This window comes from Cryobacterium sp. M23, from assembly GCF_002929655.1.
Classification (GTDB): Bacteria; Actinomycetota; Actinomycetes; order Actinomycetales; family Microbacteriaceae; genus Cryobacterium; species Cryobacterium sandaracinum.
The window spans coordinates 1-18,615 of the sequence record NZ_PJJV01000046.1 but is presented as its reverse complement, the minus strand read 5'-3'; the positions used below and the strand labels follow the sequence as shown (position 1 = coordinate 18,615).

Sequence of the window (18,615 nt, the reverse complement as noted above, 5' to 3'; positions counted from 1 at the left end):
ACCACTGCGCCTGGCCACACCGCCTGATCACTCCACGGGGCCGCTTCCCTTCAGGAGAGAGCGGCGCGCCGGCTTTCCAGCCGCAGTTCGAGTTCGCTCATCACCAGAGCGGCAAGGTCGGTGAGGGTGCGGAGCTCGGGCGCGGTGATGGCGCGCGGTCGGAAGTCGATAACGCACAGGGTGCCGAGGTTGTAACCGTTCCGGGTCGTCAGGGGTACTCCGGCATAAAACTGCAGGCCGAATTCCTCGGCCACGAGTGGGTTTGCGAGCGAGCGCGGGTCGGTGCGGGCATCCTCTACCACCCAGGGTCCCTCGGACATGATGGCCGAGGCACAGAGGCCCGGATCGCGGGGGATCTCCTCGAGGTCGAGGCCGTGATGCGATTTGATCCAGATACGGTCGGTGTCGACGATACTGACGATCGCGATCGGCATATCGTACAACCGGGGGGCGAGCGCGGCAATCCGGTCGAAGGCGCCGTCGGCGGGAGTGTCGAGAATGTCGAGGCGCGCGACCTCGTGCAGCCGTACGGATTCGTCGCTGACGAGGTGGTGATCCACGGCACTACGATGGCGGCCGGTTTCCGCGATAACAGCCTGGTGCAGAGCGAGCACCACCTCCGCGGTCGGCGGGCGCTGCCCCGGCTTGCGGGGCATCATGGTCGACAGAAGGTGCCGCCACTCCGGGGCGAGCTCCTCCGGGATGGCAGGGTCGCGCTGGAGTCTGGCCAGGGCCGACGGGATCGGCTCCCCGGGGAACGCCGTCTCACCGGTGAAGCATTCCAGGAGCACGAGCCCCAACGCATAGATGTCGCTCGCCGGGCCGAGGTTCTCTCCCCGGGCCTGCTCCGGACTGAGATAGGTGGCCGTGCCCGTCGTCGTCCCCTGGGTGGTCACCCGCGCGCTGTCCGGGAACAGGGCGATGCCGAAATCGGTCAGCCGCGCGCGCTCGGGAATCCGAGCTGTATTCCGCGAGGAGGATGTTCGCCGGTTTGATATCACGGTGGATGATGCCGCGCCCGTGGATGTAGTCGAGCCCCTCCGCCAGGTCGTAACCGATCTGGGCGATGTGCCGCGTCGACATCGGATCCCGGTCGAGTCGCTGACGCAGGTTGACGCCGTCCACGAGCTCCATCACAAGGAAGATCTGCGGGTGGTCCGCCTCGGTCCGGTCCACACCGACGTCGAACAGGGTGACAATGCTGTGGTGGTTCAGGCTTGCCAGCACGTTGATCTCGGCTTGCTGGCGCTGAATATTGGGCACGTCGGTGGCGCGAAGTTCGAGATCTTGATCGCCACGTCCCGACCCAGACGCTCGTCGGTGGCCCGGTAGACCGAGGCCATTCCGCCGCGGCCGATCAGGTCCTCAACCCGGTAGCGTGCGTTCAGGAACTTCGGAAATTGCGTGGTCATCGGACCCCCCTTTTTTGGGAATGAGCCTAGGTCAGCTTCGCGGGGGATGTTTCACATCTTTGGCCCGCGCCCGTGTCCCTGGGCGACAACGCCCAGGCAGTGTGAAACTGGGGCTATGACGGTGATGCGGGGTCGAGGGTGGTCAATGGCAGTTGGACTGGGGTGCGCGGCGGCGTTGGTGCTGGCCGGATGCGCGGGGCCGGGTTCTCCCCTGACCGGCGGTGTCTCGCCGCCCGGTTCGACCCCGACGGCAACTTCGACCCCGACGGCAACTTCGACCCCGACCTCCCCAGCCACGCAGTCCTCGACGCCCGCTCCCGCCGATTCGGCCTCCGCCGGCACCTGCGGTCCGAACCAACTGGCGCTGTCGCTGCAGTCGCGGCCTCAGGACAGCGGCATGGGCAACTTCTACTGGGACCTGCGCCTCACGAACACCGGCCCGGCGGCGTGCACGGTCGAGGGCTACCCGGTGACGACTCTGGTCGGCGCGGCCCCGAATGTGCCGGTCGGGTCCGTTTCCGACACCGAGCCGGGACGCTGGTACCCGGTGGCGGTCCTCGCGTTGGCGCCCGGGACATCCGCGTACAGCCTGCTGCACCTCGGCCAAGCCGGCGCGTACGGCTGTCCCCTCGTGCCGGTCGGCGCCCTCGACGTGACGCTGCCCGGCTGGGACACCGCGAGCCGGGTGGCCACGCCGAACCCGATCGAGGGCTGTGACGACGACAGCACCGTGCTCGTGCGCACCGGCCCGCTGGCCCCGGCCCCGGTCAGCTTCTAGAGCCGGGCCGGCTTCGGCCGCACGGTGGCCAACTCAGGAGATCCGGGCCAGGCCGCGGCATCCGTTGCCTGATTCCGGGGGCAGGGGCTGCAGCCGACACCGGTTTTCCTGAGTTAGCCGCAGCGTTGCGTGCATAACCCCGGCGGATGCGCGGAAACATGCGGCCGTTCGCCGCGCGGCTCACACTGTGCAGAAGTCAGGCACGGGACACGTCGGAGATGGCGCCGGCGGATGCGCGCAGCTCGCGCCGCTCGGCCCGGCGCTCCCGGCCGCCCTCGACCAGGAAGTACAGCACGGGCAGCACCACCAGGGTCAGCACGGTCGAGGAGACCAGCCCGCCGATGACAACGAGGGCCAGCGGCTGCGAGATGAAACCGCCCGTTCCGGTGAGGCCGACCGCCATCGGCAGCAGCGCGAATATCGTGGCGAGCGCGGTCATCAGGATCGGGCGCAGACGACGGGAAGCACCGTTGACCAGCGCCTCCCGCCCCGACTGCCCGCGACGCCGGTACTGGTTGACCAGGTCGATCAGCACGATGGCGTTGGTCACGACGATGCCGATCAGCATCAGCACGCCGATCAGCGAGGGCACACCCAGCGGGATGCCGGTGATCACCTGCAGGGCGATCGCGCCGGTCGCCGCGAACGGCACCGACACCAGCAGCAGCAGTGGCTGCAGCAGCGACCGGAAGGTCGCCACCATCACGATATAGACGATCAGGATGGCGATCAGCAGCGCGAGCCCGAGCTGCGCGAACGCCTCGGTCTGGTCGGCGGTGACCCCGCCGAGCGTCGCCGTCGCGCCCTCCGGCAAAGCGGTGTCGGCCAGGGCTGCCGTCATCTGCGCGTTGGCCGCACCCAGGTCGTCGATGCTGGGGGTGGCGGACACGGTCGCCGTGCGCAGCCCCTTCGTCGTGGTGAGGGTGGACGGACCCTCGACCTGCTCGACCGTGGCCAGGGTGTCCAGGGCAACCGGTCCGGCCAGGGTCGGGATACTCAGGGCCGCGAGCTCGGCCGTCGTCGTCGGCGGCGCCTCGGACTGCAGGTAGACCGACAGGGTCGTCTCGTCGATCACGATGGATCCGATCACGCTCGGCTGCATGGCCTGCGACACCAGCGCGCCCAGGGCGAGCTCGCTCAGGCCCACGGCACCCGCGGCATCCCGGTCGACGGTCACCGCGATGTAGGGGCGTGAGGCCGCCAGATTGCTTGAGCTCTCCTTGATCGCGTCGAGGTCCTCCACGGAGGCGAGCACCGCGTCGGTGGCCCTCTGCAGGTCGGCGTTCGTGGCCGCGGTCACATCCACGGCGATATCGGATGTCCCGCCGAACCCTCCGCCGGACGAGACCGAGAATTCTCCGCTTCCGTTCAGGGCCGTGAGCTGGTCTCGCACGACATCCTGAACCTCGTCGGGGTTGGCCTCCCCGTCGGTGGTGATCGAGTAGGTCACGGTGTTTGACGACACGCCGCCGCCGAATGCGGCCAGGGCGTTGCCGCCACCGATGGAGACCTGCACGATTTCGACGCCGTCGGTGCCGCGAAGGGACTTCTCGGCGGCCGTGGAGGCGTCGTCCTGAGCTGCGAGGCTGGTGCCCACCGGCAGTGTCTGGGTGACTTGGAAGGTGGTCTGCCCGGTCGAGCCGAGGAAGTTGATCTTCATATAGGGAACCAGGGCCACCGTGCCGCCCAGAACGAGCACCGCGACCAGGAGTGTCGCGACGGCGTGGTTCAGGGTCCAGCGGATGACCGGGAGGTAGCCGGTCTGAAGGCGGCTCGGGCGCTCCTCGGGCGGGGCGTCCGCGCTGCCGTTGTGGCGGGTGCGGCGCGAGGTGGTGGGCTCGACGCTGACGGTGGGCGAGCCTGTCGAGATCGGCGAGCCTGTCGAGACCTCCGCAGTAAGGGCCAGGGGGGTTTCGACGAGCTCAACCACCGGGGCGGGCGCGACCGCCCTGGCCGGCCGCAGGAACCAGTATGCGAGCACGGGCACGATGGTCAGAGACACCAGCAGCGACGCGAGCAGGGCGATCGAGACGGTCAGCGCGAACGGCCGGAACAGTTCCCCGGTCGAGCCGCCGACGAACGCGATCGGCAGGAACACGGTGACGGTGGTGATGGTGGATGCCGTGATCGCCCCGGCCACCTCGCGCACCGCGCGCACGATGGTCGCGGCGCGGTCGGCGCCCTCGACCAGGTTGCGGGTGATGTTCTCGATCACCACGATGGAGTCGTCTACGACGCGCCCGATCGCGATGGTGAGGGCGCCGAGGGTGAGGATGTTCAGCGAATAGCCCACGCCCTGCAGACCGATGAAGGTGATCAGCACCGAGGTCGGGATCGAGATGGCCGTGACCAGGGTCGCCCGCACCGAGAGCAGGAACACGAGGATCACGAGAACGGCGAAGATCAGTCCGAGCAGGCCCTCTTCGGTGAGCGCGTCGATCGATTCCTGGATGAACGGCGCCTGGTCGAAGACGACCGTGAAGGTCGCGCCGGGGACCGCCGCCTCCAGCCGGGGCAGGATCGCGCGCACGGCCTCGGACACGTCGACCGTGTTCGCTGCGGGCACCTTGGTGACCGCGATGGTCAGGGCCGGCTGGCCGTCGACACGGGAGATGCTCGCGACCGGGTTCTCGGCGAGGGCGACGTTGGCGACGTCGCCGATGGTGGTCAGGCCCGCGCCGGGCACCGGGGCGAGGATCGGAAGCGCCGCGATGTCCTCGGCCTCGCCGAGCTTCGAGCCGGTCTGCACCGAGAGGGTGGTGTCGTCTTCGGTCAGCGAACCGGCCGGGATCAGCGACCCGTTCTGCTCCAACGCACTGCGGATGCCCTGGCTGGTCAGGCCGCGTTCGGCCAGCTTCGCGGCATCCGGCGTGATGGTCACGCGGCGGCCGACGTCGCCGACCAGGGCTGCCTCGCGCACGCCCTGCACATCACGGATGTCGCCGAGTACGCTGCGCTTGAGGTCGTCGGCGAGGGTGTCGCGGTCGCCGCCGGACACGGCGAGGGAGAGCACCGGGAAGTCGTCGATGCTGCCGGAGAGCACCTGCGGGTCGAGGTTCTCAGGCATGGTCGACTTGATGCGGTTGATGGCCTGGCTGATGCGCGATTCGGCCTTGACCAGGTCGGTGCCGTAGGTGAACGTGGCGCTGACCAGCGACGCGTTGGTGCTGCTGGTCGTCGAGGTGGATTCGAGCCCGGGGATGCCCTGGATCGCCGTCTCGATCGGCGTCGACACGTCGTCGTTGACGACCTCGGGCGAGGCGCCCGAGTAGCTCGTCGAGACCACCAGTTGCGGCAGCTGCAGGGAAGGGATCAGCTCCTGCTTGAGGCTGGTCAGGGCGAGGCTGCCGAAAACGGCGACGACGATGGTGATCAGCGCGATCAGCGCCCGGTTCTTCATGCTCAAGACAGCGAGAAAATGCACCCGTTCAGTATCTCATTGCAGGGTGTGCAGACTTCCCTGCCCGGGGCATCCGTCGGGCCGAGGCAGGCGGAGGGGCGTACCCTCGGCCGCAAGACGCACCATCAACCCGAACGACAAGGAGCAATTATGTCTGTGGCACGCGTAACAACACTCAGCATCCGGTCCGACAGATCCTTCGAGGATGCCGTCGCCGTCGGCATCGCCCGGGCGAGCAAGACCCTGCGCGGGGTCTCCGGCGCCTGGGTCAAGGAACAGAAGGTGGAGGTGACAGACGGCGAGATCACCTCGTACGACGTCGTGATCGAAGTCACCTTCGTTCTCGACGACTAGACACGGTCCGCGCACGAGCGACCGGTCCGACAGGTCGCCGGCGGCGCGGAAGGCGGCATCCGCGACGCCGGGCCGGGTCGGCCTGGCAACTTGATAACGGGCCGATAGTGCAATTGGATGGACTTCCATGACCCGTCGCCTCGCCCAGCTCCTCATCGGCCTCTTCCTCTACGGCTTGGGGATCGCGCTGATTGTGCGCGGCGAGATCGGCGTGGCCCCGTGGGACGTACTCACCCAGGGCATCTCCGGCCGCACCGGCCTCGGTTTTGGGTTGGTCACCATCCTGATCAGCGGCGTCGTGCTGCTGCTCTGGATCCCACTGCGCCAGAAGCCGGGCGTGGGCACCGTGCTGAACGCCCTGCTCGTCGGGCCGGCGGCGGATGTCGGCCTCTGGCTGATCCCGACGGGGCAGGATTTGTGGGTGCGCATCCTGCTGTTCGCGGCCGGGCTTCTGGTGCTGGCGATCGCCACCGGCCTCTATATCGGCGCGCATTTCGGCCCCGGCCCGCGCGACGGGCTGATGACGGGCCTGCACCAGCGCACCGGCTGGCGCATCTGGATCGTGCGCACGGGCATCGAGGTGACCGTGCTCAGCATCGGCTGGGCGCTCGGCGGCAACGTGGGCATCGGCACGGTGCTCTTCGCCGTGCTCGTCGGCCCGCTCTGCCACTGGACAATCCCGTTCTTCGCGATCACCCTGCCCCAGAACGACGACGCCCGGCTCGAGGAGACCCTCGAGGGTTCCGTGCTGCCCTCCGAGCCCTCGATCGACAGCCCCGCGAACTGACTCCGGCGCCGAATCGGGCTTCCACCCGCCAATACATTGTTGAACAATCTGCGGAAGTGGTGCATCCTTAACCAAACTTCCACGGACGGAGACCCGGATGTCCAGCATCGATTCAGACAGCGTCGATCTAAACAGTGATGTCGGGGAATCCTTCGGCAACTGGTCCTTCGGCGACGACGCCGCGATCATCTCCTCCGTCTCCAGCGTGAACGTGGCCTGCGCCTTCCACGCCGGGGATCCGAGCACGATCCGCGCCACCTGCACGGCCGCAGCCGCAGCCGGCGTGACGGTCGGCGCGCACCCGGGCTACCGGGACCTGGCCGGCTTCGGCCGCCGGTTCATCGACATGGAGCCCGGCCACCTCACCGACGAGGTGATCTACCAGATCGGCGCGCTGCAGGCCCTGGCCGCGGTCGCCGGAACCCGGGTCAGCTACGTCAAACCGCACGGCGCCCTCTACAACACCATCGCGCACGACGAGGTGCAGGCGCAGGCCGTCGTCGACGCGATCCGCGCCGTCGACCCGAGCCTGCCCGTGATGGTGCTGCCCGATTCCGAGATCCAGCGCCTCGCCGACCGGGCCGGACTGCGCACGGTCGTGGAGGCCTTCGCCGACCGCGCCTACAACTCCGACGGCTCCTTGGTCTCGCGGTCCCGGCCCGGCGCCGTGCTGCTGCACCCCGACGCTGTCACCGAGCAGGCGCTCCGCCTGGCCGGCGACCGCCAGGTGCGCACGGTCGACGGCAGCCTCCTCACGGTGACGGCCGAGAGCATCTGCCTGCACGGCGACACCCCCGGCGCGGTCGCGCTGGCCGGTGCGGTGCGCTCCGCGCTGCAGGATGCCGGCATCCCGATCCGAAGCTTCGTCTAGCCCCGTGTCCGGTCCCGTTCGCATCATCCGAGCCGTCGGCGACCGCGCCGTGCTGGTCGGACTGCCCACCCTGACCGACGTGCTCGACCTGCAGGCACACCTGCAGCGGCATCCGTTGCCCGGGCAGCTCGACGTGCTCGCCGCCGCGGAAACCGTGCTGATCACCGGCGTCTCCGCCTCCGCCGCACGGGGATTCGCCGACGCACTGCGGCAGCTGCAGGTGCTGCCGGCCGCCCCCGCAAACGCCGCGCTCGTGCAGATCGACACCGTCTACGACGGGGAAGACCTCGCCGACGTCGCCGCGCACACCGGCCTCAGCATCGAGGGCGTCATCGCCGCGCACACCGGCCAGGACTGGACCGCCGCGTTCGGCGGCTTCGCCCCCGGCTTCCTCTACCTCACCGGCGCGAGCGCCGTGCTGACCGTGCCCCGGCGCAGCTCGCCGCGCAGCTCGGTGCCCACCGGCTCCGTGGCCGTGGCCGGCGACTACTCCGCCGTCTACCCCCGCGCCTCCCCCGGCGGCTGGCAGCTGCTCGGCCGCACGGACGCCCGGCTCTGGGACCTGAAGCGTTCGCAGCCGGCCCTGATCCGCCCGGGTGACCGGGTGCGGTTCCGCGCGGTGCGCGAGCAGGTCGCCGCCGCGGGGGTCCTCGTATCGGAGACCGCAGTCGCGGTTGGGACTCCGGCAGCGGCGGCCACTCCCGATGTCGCGGCAACCGCGGCCCCCACCCCCGCCACCGGCATCCGCGTGCTCTCCCCCGGCGCGCAGACGACCGTGCAGGACCTCGGCCGCCCCGGCTACGCCGACCAGGGCGTGACCGCGTCCGGCGCACTCGACCGTGGCGCCCTGCAGCGCGCCAACCGGGTCGTTGGAAATCCGGCCACGGCCGCCGTGCTCGAGAACGCCCTCGGCGGCCTGTCCCTGACCGCGCTGGCAGACCAGGTGCTCGCCGTCACCGGTGCCGTTCTGCCGCTCACGGTGACGGATGCCGTCGGCCGCCACCGCGAGCTGCCGATGGATTCCGCCGTCTCCCTCCTCGCCGGGCAGACCCTGTCGCTCGGAGCCCCCCGCTCGGGCGTGCGCAGCTACCTGGCCTTCCGCGGCGGAATCGACGTGGACCCGGTGCTCGGCAGCCGGTCCACCGACACCCTCAGCGGCATCGGTCCGGCCCCGCTGACCTCGGGCACCGTGCTCCGGATGCTGCCGCCCGCCCCCGGCAGCGCCGTGCACCACCCCGAGACCCCGCCGCCGGCCCCGGCCGAGGTCACCGTGCTGCGCTTCGTGCCGGGACCCCGCGCGGACTGGTTCGAGCCGGCATCCGTCGACCGGTTCGGCGACGCGGAGTGGACCGTCACCCATCAGTCGAACCGGATCGGCCTGCGGCTGGCCGGTGAGCCGCTCGCCCGGTCGCGGCCGGGCGAGCTGGCCAGCGAGGGTACGGCCCGCGGGGCCATCCAGGTCCCGCCGTCGGGCCTGCCGGTTTTGTTCCTCGCGGACCACCCGGTCACCGGCGGCTACCCCGTGATCGGCGTCGTGCTCGCCGAGGACCTCGACCTCGCGGCGCAGCTGNTGCTCGCCGAGGACCTCGACCTCGCGGCGCAGCTGCCGACGGGTGCGCGCATCCGTTTCACGCCCGTGCCTGCCGAGCCCCTTCCAGCCGAGCCCGTCCCCGCCTCCCCCTGATGCCCACCCTCACGCGCTACGCGGGTGCTGCGCCGCTGCGCTGCCGGCACGCCACGCGCTGAGCGGCGCAGCCCCCGCGCGTGCCCCAAACACCCCCCGAACACACGCCCCGAATGAGAGCTGAACCATGCAGAAAGTTCTGATCGCCAACCGCGGCGAGATCGCCGTGCGCATCGCTCGCGCCTGCGACGACGCCGGCCTCGACTCCGTGGCCGTCTACGCGGACGTCGACGCCGACGGCATGCACGTCTCGGCCGCCACGGAGGCCTGGGCACTCGGCGGCGACAGCCCGACCGACAGCTACCTCAACGTGGCCAAGCTGCTGCGCATCGCCCAGGACTCCGGCGCCGACGCCGTGCACCCGGGCTACGGCTTCCTCTCGGAGAACGCCGACTTTGCTCAGGACGTGATCGACGCGGGACTGCTCTGGATCGGTCCGACGCCCGCCGCGATCCGGGTGCTGGGCAACAAAGTCTCCGCCCGTGAGATCGCCATCCGGGTGGGAGCTCCCCTGGTCGCCGGATCCGAGGGCACCGTGGAGACCGCCGCCGAGGTGCGCGCCTTCGCCATGGAGCACGGCCTGCCGGTGGCCATCAAGGCGGCGTTCGGCGGCGGCGGCCGCGGCCTCAAGGTCGTCTGGGACATGGATGCGATCGAGGAGTCCTTCGATTCGGCCGTGCGCGAGTCGACGGCCGCCTTCGGCCGCGGCGAGTGCTTCGTCGAGAGGTTCCTGCACAAGCCCCGCCACGTGGAGGCGCAGATCCTCGCCGACACCCACGGCAACGTGATCGTCGTGGGCACCCGCGACTGCTCGCTGCAGCGCCGCAACCAGAAGCTCGTCGAAGAGGCGCCCGCGCCGTTCCTCACCCCTGCGCAGAAAAACCAGATCTATTCCTCGGCCAAGGCCATCTGCCGGGCCGCCGGCTACACCGGCGCGGGCACCGTGGAGTACCTGCTCGCGCAGGACGGCACCATCTCGTTCCTCGAGGTGAACACCCGGCTGCAGGTCGAGCATCCGATCACCGAGGAGACCAGCGGCATCGACCTGGTACTGGCGCAGCTGCAGATCGCATCCGGCGGGCCCGTTCCCATCTTCACCGACCCCGAACCGCGCGGGCACTCGTTCGAGTTCCGCATCAACGCCGAAGACGTGGGGCGCGGGTTCCTGCCGTGCCCCGGGACCGTGGCGACCTTTACCGTGCCGACCGGGCCGGGCATCCGGGTCGATTCCGGGGTCAGGGCAGGCGGCATCGTACCGGACCGGTTCGACTCCCTGCTCGCCAAGCTGATCGTCACCGGCGCCGACCGGCAGCAGGCCCTGCGCCGCGCCCGCCGAGCCCTTGCCGAGTTCGAGATCACCGGCCTGCCCACCGTTCTGCCGTTCCACCGTGCCGTGGTCACTTCGACGGCATTCACCGCGCCCGACCACCTCGGCGTGCACACCGGCTGGATCCAGGCCGACTTCGCCGAAGAACTGCCCAGCGACCCCCAGTTCAATCCCGTGCCGCCGGAGGCCGCCCGCCACACCATCAGTATCGAGGTCGACGGGCGACGGATGGCGCTCGGCCTGCCTGCCGCCCTGCTCGACAGTCTCCTTCGCGGGCTGGGCGGCGCGGCCGGTGCGGCCGCTGTCACCGCTGCCGACGGCCTTCCCACCGGGGGCCACTCGGCCCCCGCCGCAGACTCGGACACCCTCCGGGCCAGCATGGGCGGCTCGGTCGTGAAGTGGATGGCCCCATCCGGTGCGCTCGTGGCCGCGGGCGACCCGGTGCTCGTACTAGAGGCCATGAAGATGGAGTCGATCGTGGTGGCGCACCGCAGCGGAACCCTGCGGGACCAGCTGGTTCAGCCCGGCGACACGGTGGCGGTGGACAGCGCGGTCGCCTCGATCGGGGACTGAGCGTATCCGTCGCCCGGTTCCGGCTGCCCGCCGGAACCGCCGGAACACCCCGCCCGTCCTCGGGCCGCCGCTCCGACCGGGCGGTATCGTGGGCACCATGACCCTCGCCGAGACCCTCGCCGACCTGCGTCACCGCACCGCGTCGGCGCGTCACGCCGAGACCGGCCAGTGGGTGTCGGGGATGCTACGCGAGCGGATCGCGGCCGGCCACCTGCCGCCCGGCACGAAGCTCCCCGAGGAGCCGCTCTGCGACGCGCTCGGCGTCTCGCGCAACACGCTCCGCGAGGCCTTCGCGACGCTCAGCGCCGAACGGGTGGTCACCCGCGTCCCGAACAAGGGCGTCTTCGTCGCCCGGCCCAACGCAGACGACATTCGGGAGATCTACCGGGTGCGGCGCTACCTCGAGCCGGGTGCCCTGGCATTCACACCGGCCGAGGAGCTCACCCCGGCGAGGCTGGACGAACTGCGCCAGGTCGTCGCGAGCGCGCGGAAGGCCCGCGAGGCCGGATCGGTCCCGGGCATGGCCGGTGCCAACCAGGAGTTCCACGCCGGCGTCGTGGCCCTGGCCGGCAGCGACCGCCTCGATTTGCTGATGGCGCAGGTGCTCGCCGAGATGCGCCTGGTCTTCCATTCGATGGGCGAGGAGGCCACCTTCCACGCGCCCTACGTCGACGACAACGCCCGCATCGTCGAGCTGCTGGCGGCCGGCCGGTCGACGGATGCCGCGGCCCTGCTCACCGGCTACCTGCAGCGCGCCGAGGCCCAGCTGCTGTCGATCGTGGCCGAGTCCGTCCGCTAGCCGGCGGTATCCGGCACGGCTGCCCGGCCCCGCTCCCCTCAGCTGCCTGCGTGCGGCTGTGCTGCGCGTCCGCGCTGTTCCTCCGCTGCGCCTCCGCGCTGTTCCTCCGCGCTGCGCTGGTTTGTGGCTAACTCAGGAGATCCCGCCGGGCTGCGCACCGGAGCCGCGGACCAGTGCGGCGGCCAGCACCAGCCGATGACCACGCAAACAAAACTCCTGACTTAGCCACAGAGGCGGGCGATCAAGCAGGCAGCGGGGTGGATGTCGGCGACGGAGAAAGGGGGCGCCGGGTCGGCGGACAGCAGCGGGAAACGGAGGTCTTCGGGGGCTTTCGGGAGTCTCAAGAGGTCTTCGGAGGTCTTCGGGGGCCTTCGGGAGTCTCAAGGGGTCTTCGGGGGCCGTCGGAGCGGCGGCGCGCGGCGGGCCGTGCAGGGTGGGGGTCGGGGACATCCGTCAGCCCCAAAGCATCGCGAGTCCGCCGAGGGACTGATAGCCGAGGAACAGCGTCAGCAGCCAGGCCAGCACGCCGATGCCCAGCAGCCACTTCGGGTAGACGTAGCCGCCGAGCAGGTCGCGGCGGCGCCAGGCCACCCAGAGGATGACAGCGAAACCGAACGGGAGGATCAGCCCGTTAACCGCGCCGGCCATGATCAGAAGCGTGGCCGGGGCCTGGCCGAGCAGCGTGTAGACCAACGTTGACACGGCGATGAAGACGACGGTGGCGATGCTGCGGGTGCGGGGCGAGGTCTGTGAAGTGGTCACGAACGAGATCGAGGTGTACGCCGCCCCGATCACCGAGGTGATGGCCGCGGCCCAGAGCACGATGCCGAAAAGTTTGAACCCGATCTCGCCGGCCGCGGCCTGGAAGGCCTCCGCGGGCTGATTGTCGCTGGTCAGGTCCACGCCCCCGGCGACCACGCCGAGGATGGCGAGGAACAGGAGCACCCGGATCACGCCGGTGATGATGATGCCCAGCACCGAACTGCGGGTGATCTCGGTGATGTGGGCCCGTCCGGTCACGCCGGCGTCAATCATCCGGTGCGCGCCGGCGTAGGTGATGTAGCCGCCGATCGTGCCGCCGATCAGGGTGGTGATGATGAGGACGTCGATGTCGTCGGGCAGCACCGTGTTCTTGACCGCGAGGCCGAGGGGCGGATTCGACACGATCGCCACGTAGGCGATCAGCACGATCATCACGGCCCCGAGTACGACGACGACCTTGTCCAGCGCGAGCCCGGCCCGTTTGCTGAGGAAGATCGCGATCGCGACGGCCGCCGAGAGGATGCCGCCGAGCTTGGCGTCCAGGCCGAAGAGCACGTTGACACCCAGGCCGGAACCGGCGATGTTGCCGATGTTGAACACGAGCCCGCCGAGGCAGATCAGCGCGGCCAGGAACCAGCCGGCGCCGGGCAGCACGGTGTTGGCCAGTTCCTGCGCTCGCTTACCGCTGACGCCGATCACCCGCCAGACGTTCAGCTGCACCGCGATGTCGACCAGGATCGAGACCAGGATGGCGAAGGCGAAGGCTGCGCCGAGCTGCACCGTGAAGCTTGTGGTCTGCACGATGAAGCCGGGTCCGACGGCGCTGGTCGCCATCAGGAACATGGCGCCGAGGAGCGCGCTGCGCTGCGCCCGGCGCGGGCCGCGCAGCTTCTTCTTCACGCCTGCGGTTTTCGCTCGAATCTTGGCGCGGACGACGTTGAAAACCATGGGGCGCTCACTTCTCGGAAGGTCAGCACCGGCGGTCACTGATGTCGAGCCAGCCTACATATTGTTCAACAATCAGCACAACCATGAGGCCCACATGGACTCCCCCCGGCCGGCGGGGTGCAGCGGGGCAGGGACGGTGATGGGGCCGAGGCAGGGTTCGGGCGGGATCGCCGGGCGCGCGGACTACCCGCAGAAATCGGCGATCGTGCGGGTCAGAATCTCGGTGAGCGCGTCGACGGATGCCGCGTCCGCCCACTCCGCGTCGGCGTGCGCTCCGCCACCGTCCACGCCCACGACGAGGCAGGGGATGCCGGCCTCGTGCAGCAGCCCGGCGTCGGTCCAGAACGGCTCGCCGCGGACATCCGGCCGGCGTCCGAGCACCTCCGTCGCCCGTTCGGTCACCAGACGCACGATCGGCCACTCCGGATCGGCCTCGAACGCCGCACGCGCCACGAGCCGGGTCAGCCGGAAGCGGAACCCGACGACGACGTCGGCGAGCCGCTCCAGCAGCGCCCGGAGCTCGGCCTCAACCCGGTCGGGGCTCTGGCCGGGCAGCATGCGCCGCTCGATCGTGAGCGTGCAGGCGGCGGCGACGGTGGCGGCATCCGAACCCCCGGCGATGGTCGACACGCGCACGGTACCGTGGCCGAGCAGCGGATGCGCCGGCGCCGCCTCGATGTCGGCCCGGAGCTCATCGAGGGCGCGCAGCACCAGCCCGGCGTGCACGATGGCGTCGATGCCGCGCTCCGGCTGGGATCCGTGGGCGGCGAGCCCGGTGAGCTCCACCTCGAACCAGGCGAAACCGCGATGGGCGAGCGTGAGGCACAGCTCGCTCGGCTCGGCGACGATCGCCGCGTCGGCGCGGAAGCTGCGCAGCACCTCCATGGTGCCGAGGCTGCCGAACTCCTCGTCCGCCACGAGGGTGACGATGACGTCTCCGGCGAGATCGGATGCCCCGGCCGGCCCGGCCGCATGGGCCCCGGTTCCCCTGACTCCCGTCGCCCGCGCCGCCGCGACCAGGATCGCCGCGACGCCGCCCTTCATATCGAAGGCTCCCCGGCCGATGACGCGCCCGTCCCGGAGCTCGCCCCCGAACGGATCCCCGGCGTAATCGCCGACGCCGACGGTGTCGAGGTGCCCGTTGAGCATCAGGGAGCGCCCTCCCCCGGTGCCGCGCCGGATGCCGACGATCGTAGGCCGCCCAGGATGCTCCTCGAGGCGGTGCACCTCGAACCCCCGCGCGGTGAGCCAGTCTGCGCACCAAGCTGCGATCATCCGTTCGCCTGCCGCCTCCGGCACCAGGTCGGAGTTGACGGAATCGATGCCGATGAGCCTCTGCACCACGCCCACCGGTTCGCTCTCTGAATTCACACCCTCAACCTAGCGGCGCCGCAGACCGCGAAAGCGGGTGAAACGTCGGTTTCAGGGCTGCACGGCGACGATTCACCCGATCTCGCGACCGGGCAGCCGGCCGGGCGGCCGACCGGGCAGCCGGCGACACGTTCCGCCCGCATCCCCGAACGAATTCGACGGAGATTTCGTCCGAATCGGTCCTTAAACCTTGGAAAACCTTCCTTGCTCCCAAAATCTCCGTCGAATTGGTTCATCGCCGGGCCTCGATGCCCGGTCGCGAGGCGAGACGCACCGGCCGTTCCCCGCCCGAGTTGGGTACCATATCTCATGGGCGATGGCGCGGCAGGGTCAGCGAAACGGGCAGCGGGCACGAGTGGGAGCACGGGCAGCCCACTCACAGGCGGCACGAGCGCCGGCACCGGCGCCGGACCGGCAACGTCGAGCGAACGGATGCGCCCGCGCGCCTCCTGGGGACTCGTCCCCGCCGCGCTGCTCTCCGCCTCCGCCGTGCTGCTGTTCGGGGCGCGCGAGCCGCTGCCCGGCTACGCGCTACTCGCCGCGGCCATCGGGCTCGCCTTCGCCATCGACCGGGCCCTGTTCAAGGATCTGCTCCTGATCGCGATCGGGCTGCTGATCATCAGCACCATCTCGGTCGAGGCTGACATCAGCTACCCGAATATGGCGCTGATGGGGACCGTGCTGACCGTCGCCGTGCTCGTGCCCTACCTGCTCTCCCGCTACGCGTTCGGCGACCACGCGATCCGGTTCCCGATCCGCACCGGCCAGCGCTGGACCTCCCTGGAACGCTGGTACCTGCCGCTTGTGCTGCTGCTGGGCTATCTGATTCTGCCGACCTATTTCATCCGTTCCGGCGCCTACCAGAACTGGCCGGCCGTGACCGCCCCCGACGAGATCGCCCGCCTGTTCGTGGGCGTCGGCTTCGTCGGCATCTGGGACGAACTCTTCTTTATCTGCACGGCGTTCGCCCTGCTCAGGCGTCATTTCCCCGACTGGCAGGCCAATCTCCTGCAGGCCGTGATCTTCACCTCGTTCCTGTGGGAACTGGGCTACCAGAGCTGGGGGCCGCTGATGACGTTCCCCTTCGCGCTGTTGCAGGGCTACACCTTCGCGCTCACCAAATCACTGACCTACGTGGTGATCGTGCACCTGCTCTTCGACGCGGTCGTCTTCCTCGTGATCGTGCACGCCCACACCCGCGACTGGCTGCCGATCTTCCTGTACTGAAGCTCAGGCGGCGAGCCGGTCGACGGATGCCCCGGCCGCCGGACCTCGCCCCCTTGCAAGTTCGGCGCGGGCCGCCAATGCTGAGGGCATGTGGGCAGAAGGCGTCTGGGTGACACCGCTTCTGGTGGCGGTCGGCTGGGTCCTGGTGGGACTTGCGTCGGCGTTCGTGATGATCCGCCGCGGCCACGACGCCCCGATCTGGGTGGTTCTCGGTCTGGCTGCCGGCCCTTTCGCCATCGCGCTGGCCGGCCTGGCCGTCTACCTCGAGCGGGAGGAATTGGCCGAGGCGGCCGTGATTCCCGGGGAATCCCTCGAGGGAGACGTGCGGGTGCTCGTCTGCATCGACGGCTCCGAGGCCGCGGACCACGCCGCCGTCACTGTCGTGCTGCTCCTTGGGGCGAGGCTGCAGACCGTGACGCTGCTGACGGTGCTCGACTACGACGTCGCGCGCGACGTTTCCCCCGACAGGCTCGACCGCATCGCCGCCGGCATCCAGTCCGCCGCCGTCGGCCAGCTGGCCGACCTTGCGGTGCACCCGTTCAGCACCCGGGCCACCGGGGGCGCCGCCGAGCAGATCCTGCGCCGGGCGGGCTCCGGCGCCTACGACCTCTTCGCGCTCGGCTCCCACCGGCAGCGCCGCTCGCGTTTCCTTGGCAGCGTGGCCCGGGAGATCGCCAACAAAGCCCCGATCCCGCTGCTGACCGTGCGAGCCGCCCCGGTCGAATCGATCGAATCGGCCGAGCGCGCCGCCCGCCTCGGCCTGACCATCGAGCCGGAGAGTTGACCGCCGTACGGAACTCTGAACCGAAAGCTGAACCGAGAGCTGAACCCCGGCTGAAAGTTCCCGCCGAAGCTTGTCCGCTCGCCACTCGCGATATATCGTGAATCTCAACAAGACGCGATATATCGTGAACAGGTGGTGAGTATCCGTTGCGCGGACGCCGCCCCCGAAAAGGAGAATTCCATGGCTTTGGAAAAATGGCTGGTCAGCCCCGGGCAGACCACGGTGATCGACATCGAGGTCGTTCGGGCGCTCAAGGTGGGCATGATCGGCGGCAAGATCGACGTGATCGGCCACGACGAGCCGGGCACTCGCATCGAGGTGCACAGCGTGACCGGCAAGGACCTCAAGATCTCGGTCGACGGCGACACCCTCGAGATCGACCACCCGCAGCTGCGCTGGGACAACTTCATCGAGGTCTTCGCATCGTTCCGCGGCACCGCGAAGGCAGACGTCAGCATCCTGGTCCCCCGCGCCGTGGCCCTGAAGCTCGGCGTGATCTCGGCCGAGGCCCTGATCTCGGGCCTCACGAACGGCGCCCGGCTGAGCACTGTGTCGGGCGACATCGTGGTTGACGGTGTCACCGGGGACCTGGAGCTCAACGCCGTGAACGGCGAGCTGTCGGTGCGCGGCCTCGAGGGCAGCATCATCGCCCACACGGTCTCCGGCGATTGCACGGCGAGCGGGGCCATCCGTCGCTTCAGTCTCGACGGGGTCAACAGCGAGGTGTTCCTCGACATCGAGGGCACGCCCGATTCCATCAACACGAACACGATCAGCGGCAGCCTCACCGTGCGCCTCGGCGCCGATGTGGCGACGCGCTACCGGCTGAACACCGTCTCGGGCACGCTGCAGCTGGACGACCAGACGATTCGCGGCACCTTCGGAAAGGGCTTCGAGTCCAGCACCGGCACACTCGAGGGCAGCTGGCTCGAGCTGCAGGCCAACTCGGTGTCGGGCGACATCACGGTGGTGCGTCGCAGCACCGAGCCTGCGTCCGCGGGCCCGGCCGGCGAACGAACAAACACCGAACCGGGCGACGCCCGCGCCAACGGGAAGGTCTGAGAATGACCCCCGTCTTCGCCCACGGCAGCCTTCGCCTCTACCTGCTCAGCCTGCTCGCCGATCAGCCGCGGCACGGCTACGAACTGATCCAGGCGCTCAGCGACCGCTTCGGCGGAACGTACATCCCGAGCGCCGGCACGATCTACCCGCGCCTGGCCAAGCTTGAAGAGGACGGACTCGTGACCAAATCGACGGATGGCCGCAAGACCGTCTACGAGATCACCGACGCCGGCCGCGCCGAACTCCAGGCCCGCCAGGGTGACCTGCACGACCTCGAGACCGAGGTCGCCGACTCCGTAAGGCGACTGGCCGACGACGTGCGGTCGGGAGTCAGCGCGGCGATGCGCAGTCTGCGCCTCGACCTGGCCTCCGCCAAGCGCCAGGCGGGGGATGCCCGCAGCGCACGCAAGGCGGGCACCGCCGCCGGCAATGCCGCGCGCACCGCGGCCGGGGCCGCCGCCGGCGCGGCAGCCGGC

Annotated in this window: 16 protein-coding genes and 1 pseudogene; 11 read left to right on the top strand and 6 right to left on the bottom strand. The window is 69.9% G+C overall.

The window, feature by feature from the left end:
* Positions 1-50 precede the first annotated feature (50 nt).
* The 3 genes and pseudogenes from CXY82_RS18240 to CXY82_RS17765 form a co-directional block, all read right to left on the bottom strand.
* Positions 51-896, bottom strand: a complete 846-nt coding sequence (locus tag CXY82_RS18240) for a GAF domain-containing protein (protein WP_255408560.1) — start codon at positions 894-896, stop codon at positions 51-53.
* Between the two features lie 130 nt (positions 897-1,026).
* Positions 1,027-1,227, bottom strand: a pseudogene (locus tag CXY82_RS18235) (protein kinase); the annotation flags it as partial.
* Entirely contained in the window at positions 1,212-1,412 is a 201-nt protein-coding gene (locus tag CXY82_RS17765) for a hypothetical protein (protein ID WP_134543082.1), read from the bottom strand. The gene CXY82_RS17765 and the pseudogene CXY82_RS18235, both read right to left, overlap by 16 nt.
* Before the next feature lie 145 nt (positions 1,413-1,557).
* On the opposite strand from CXY82_RS17765, the gene CXY82_RS02055 reads away from it, so the two are divergent.
* On the top strand, positions 1,558-2,190 hold the full coding sequence (locus CXY82_RS02055) for a DUF4232 domain-containing protein (RefSeq protein ID WP_158252109.1): 633 nt from the start codon (positions 1,558-1,560) through the stop codon (positions 2,188-2,190).
* A 196-nt stretch (positions 2,191-2,386) separates the two neighbouring features.
* Here the strand turns inward: CXY82_RS02055 and CXY82_RS02050 are convergent, their stop codons facing one another.
* The gene (locus tag CXY82_RS02050; RefSeq protein ID WP_104169466.1) at positions 2,387-5,614 is read right to left on the bottom strand and encodes an efflux RND transporter permease subunit; all 3,228 of its coding nucleotides are present in this window, start codon (positions 5,612-5,614) and stop codon (positions 2,387-2,389) included.
* Between the two features lie 126 nt (positions 5,615-5,740).
* Between CXY82_RS02050 and CXY82_RS02045 the strand changes: the two genes are divergently transcribed.
* The 6 genes from CXY82_RS02045 to CXY82_RS02020 all read left to right on the top strand — a co-directional run bounded on the left by CXY82_RS02045 (position 5,741) and on the right by CXY82_RS02020 (position 11,985).
* Entirely contained in the window at positions 5,741-5,944 is a 204-nt protein-coding gene (locus CXY82_RS02045) for a dodecin family protein (RefSeq protein ID WP_104102676.1), read from the top strand.
* Between the two features lie 127 nt (positions 5,945-6,071).
* Positions 6,072-6,731 carry a YitT family protein gene (locus CXY82_RS02040; protein ID WP_198411957.1) on the top strand — a complete coding sequence of 220 codons (660 nt, stop codon included), beginning with the start codon at positions 6,072-6,074 and terminating at the stop codon, positions 6,729-6,731.
* A gap of 97 nt (positions 6,732-6,828) precedes the next feature.
* The gene (locus CXY82_RS02035; protein ID WP_104169465.1) at positions 6,829-7,602 is read left to right on the top strand and encodes a LamB/YcsF family protein; all 774 of its coding nucleotides are present in this window, start codon (positions 6,829-6,831) and stop codon (positions 7,600-7,602) included.
* Between the two features lie 4 nt (positions 7,603-7,606).
* A complete protein-coding gene (locus CXY82_RS02030) occupies positions 7,607-9,286 on the top strand; it encodes a 5-oxoprolinase/urea amidolyase family protein (protein ID WP_370443665.1) in 1,680 nt (559 codons plus the stop codon).
* 127 nt (positions 9,287-9,413) lie between these two features.
* Positions 9,414-11,186 (top strand): biotin carboxylase N-terminal domain-containing protein, encoded by a 1,773-nt coding sequence (locus tag CXY82_RS02025; RefSeq protein ID WP_104169463.1) that lies wholly within the window; start codon positions 9,414-9,416, stop codon positions 11,184-11,186.
* A 97-nt stretch (positions 11,187-11,283) separates the two neighbouring features.
* Positions 11,284-11,985 (top strand): GntR family transcriptional regulator, encoded by a 702-nt coding sequence (locus tag CXY82_RS02020; protein ID WP_104169485.1) that lies wholly within the window; start codon positions 11,284-11,286, stop codon positions 11,983-11,985.
* A gap of 453 nt (positions 11,986-12,438) precedes the next feature.
* Here CXY82_RS02020 and CXY82_RS02015 read toward each other — a convergent pair whose 3' ends face one another.
* Together CXY82_RS02015 and CXY82_RS02010 are read right to left on the bottom strand one after the other, a co-directional pair.
* Entirely contained in the window at positions 12,439-13,695 is a 1,257-nt protein-coding gene (locus CXY82_RS02015; protein WP_233199147.1) for an NRAMP family divalent metal transporter, read from the bottom strand.
* Positions 13,696-13,878: 183 nt separating this feature from the next.
* Complete coding sequence (locus tag CXY82_RS02010) at positions 13,879-15,066, bottom strand: M20/M25/M40 family metallo-hydrolase (RefSeq protein ID WP_104169462.1); 1,188 nt, start codon at positions 15,064-15,066, stop codon at positions 13,879-13,881.
* Positions 15,067-15,498: 432 nt separating this feature from the next.
* Between CXY82_RS02010 and CXY82_RS02005 the strand changes: the two genes are divergently transcribed.
* The 4 genes from CXY82_RS02005 to CXY82_RS01990 form a co-directional block, all read left to right on the top strand.
* Positions 15,499-16,293, top strand: coding sequence for a CPBP family intramembrane glutamic endopeptidase (locus tag CXY82_RS02005; protein WP_104169461.1), 795 nt, complete (start codon positions 15,499-15,501; stop codon positions 16,291-16,293).
* A 109-nt stretch (positions 16,294-16,402) separates the two neighbouring features.
* Positions 16,403-17,077 carry a universal stress protein gene (locus CXY82_RS02000; RefSeq protein ID WP_158250183.1) on the top strand — a complete coding sequence of 225 codons (675 nt, stop codon included), beginning with the start codon at positions 16,403-16,405 and terminating at the stop codon, positions 17,075-17,077.
* Between the two features lie 180 nt (positions 17,078-17,257).
* Entirely contained in the window at positions 17,258-18,139 is an 882-nt protein-coding gene (locus CXY82_RS01995; RefSeq protein ID WP_233199146.1) for a hypothetical protein, read from the top strand.
* A 2-nt stretch (positions 18,140-18,141) separates the two neighbouring features.
* A partial coding sequence (locus tag CXY82_RS01990) for a PadR family transcriptional regulator (protein ID WP_104169460.1) occupies positions 18,142-18,615 on the top strand: 474 nt, incomplete at its 3' end.

Excerpts from the sequence above, each read along its gene's own strand:
- CXY82_RS02055 (WP_158252109.1), top strand. The coding sequence starts at position 1,558 with ATGGCAGTTGGACTGGGGTGCGCGGCGGCGTTGGTGCTGGCCGGATGC.
- CXY82_RS02025 (WP_104169463.1), top strand. The coding sequence starts at position 9,414 with ATGCAGAAAGTTCTGATCGCCAACCGCGGCGAGATCGCCGTGCGCATC.
- CXY82_RS02005 (WP_104169461.1), top strand. The coding sequence starts at position 15,499 with ATGCGCCCGCGCGCCTCCTGGGGACTCGTCCCCGCCGCGCTGCTCTCC.
- CXY82_RS02015 (WP_233199147.1), bottom strand. The coding sequence starts at position 13,695 with ATGGTTTTCAACGTCGTCCGCGCCAAGATTCGAGCGAAAACCGCAGGC.
- CXY82_RS02040 (WP_198411957.1), top strand. The coding sequence starts at position 6,072 with ATGACCCGTCGCCTCGCCCAGCTCCTCATCGGCCTCTTCCTCTACGGC.
- CXY82_RS02045 (WP_104102676.1), top strand. The coding sequence starts at position 5,741 with ATGTCTGTGGCACGCGTAACAACACTCAGCATCCGGTCCGACAGATCC.
- CXY82_RS02035 (WP_104169465.1), top strand. The coding sequence starts at position 6,829 with ATGTCCAGCATCGATTCAGACAGCGTCGATCTAAACAGTGATGTCGGG.
- CXY82_RS01995 (WP_233199146.1), top strand. The coding sequence starts at position 17,258 with ATGGCTTTGGAAAAATGGCTGGTCAGCCCCGGGCAGACCACGGTGATC.
- CXY82_RS17765 (WP_134543082.1), bottom strand. The coding sequence starts at position 1,412 with ATGACCACGCAATTTCCGAAGTTCCTGAACGCACGCTACCGGGTTGAG.
- CXY82_RS02020 (WP_104169485.1), top strand. The coding sequence starts at position 11,284 with ATGACCCTCGCCGAGACCCTCGCCGACCTGCGTCACCGCACCGCGTCG.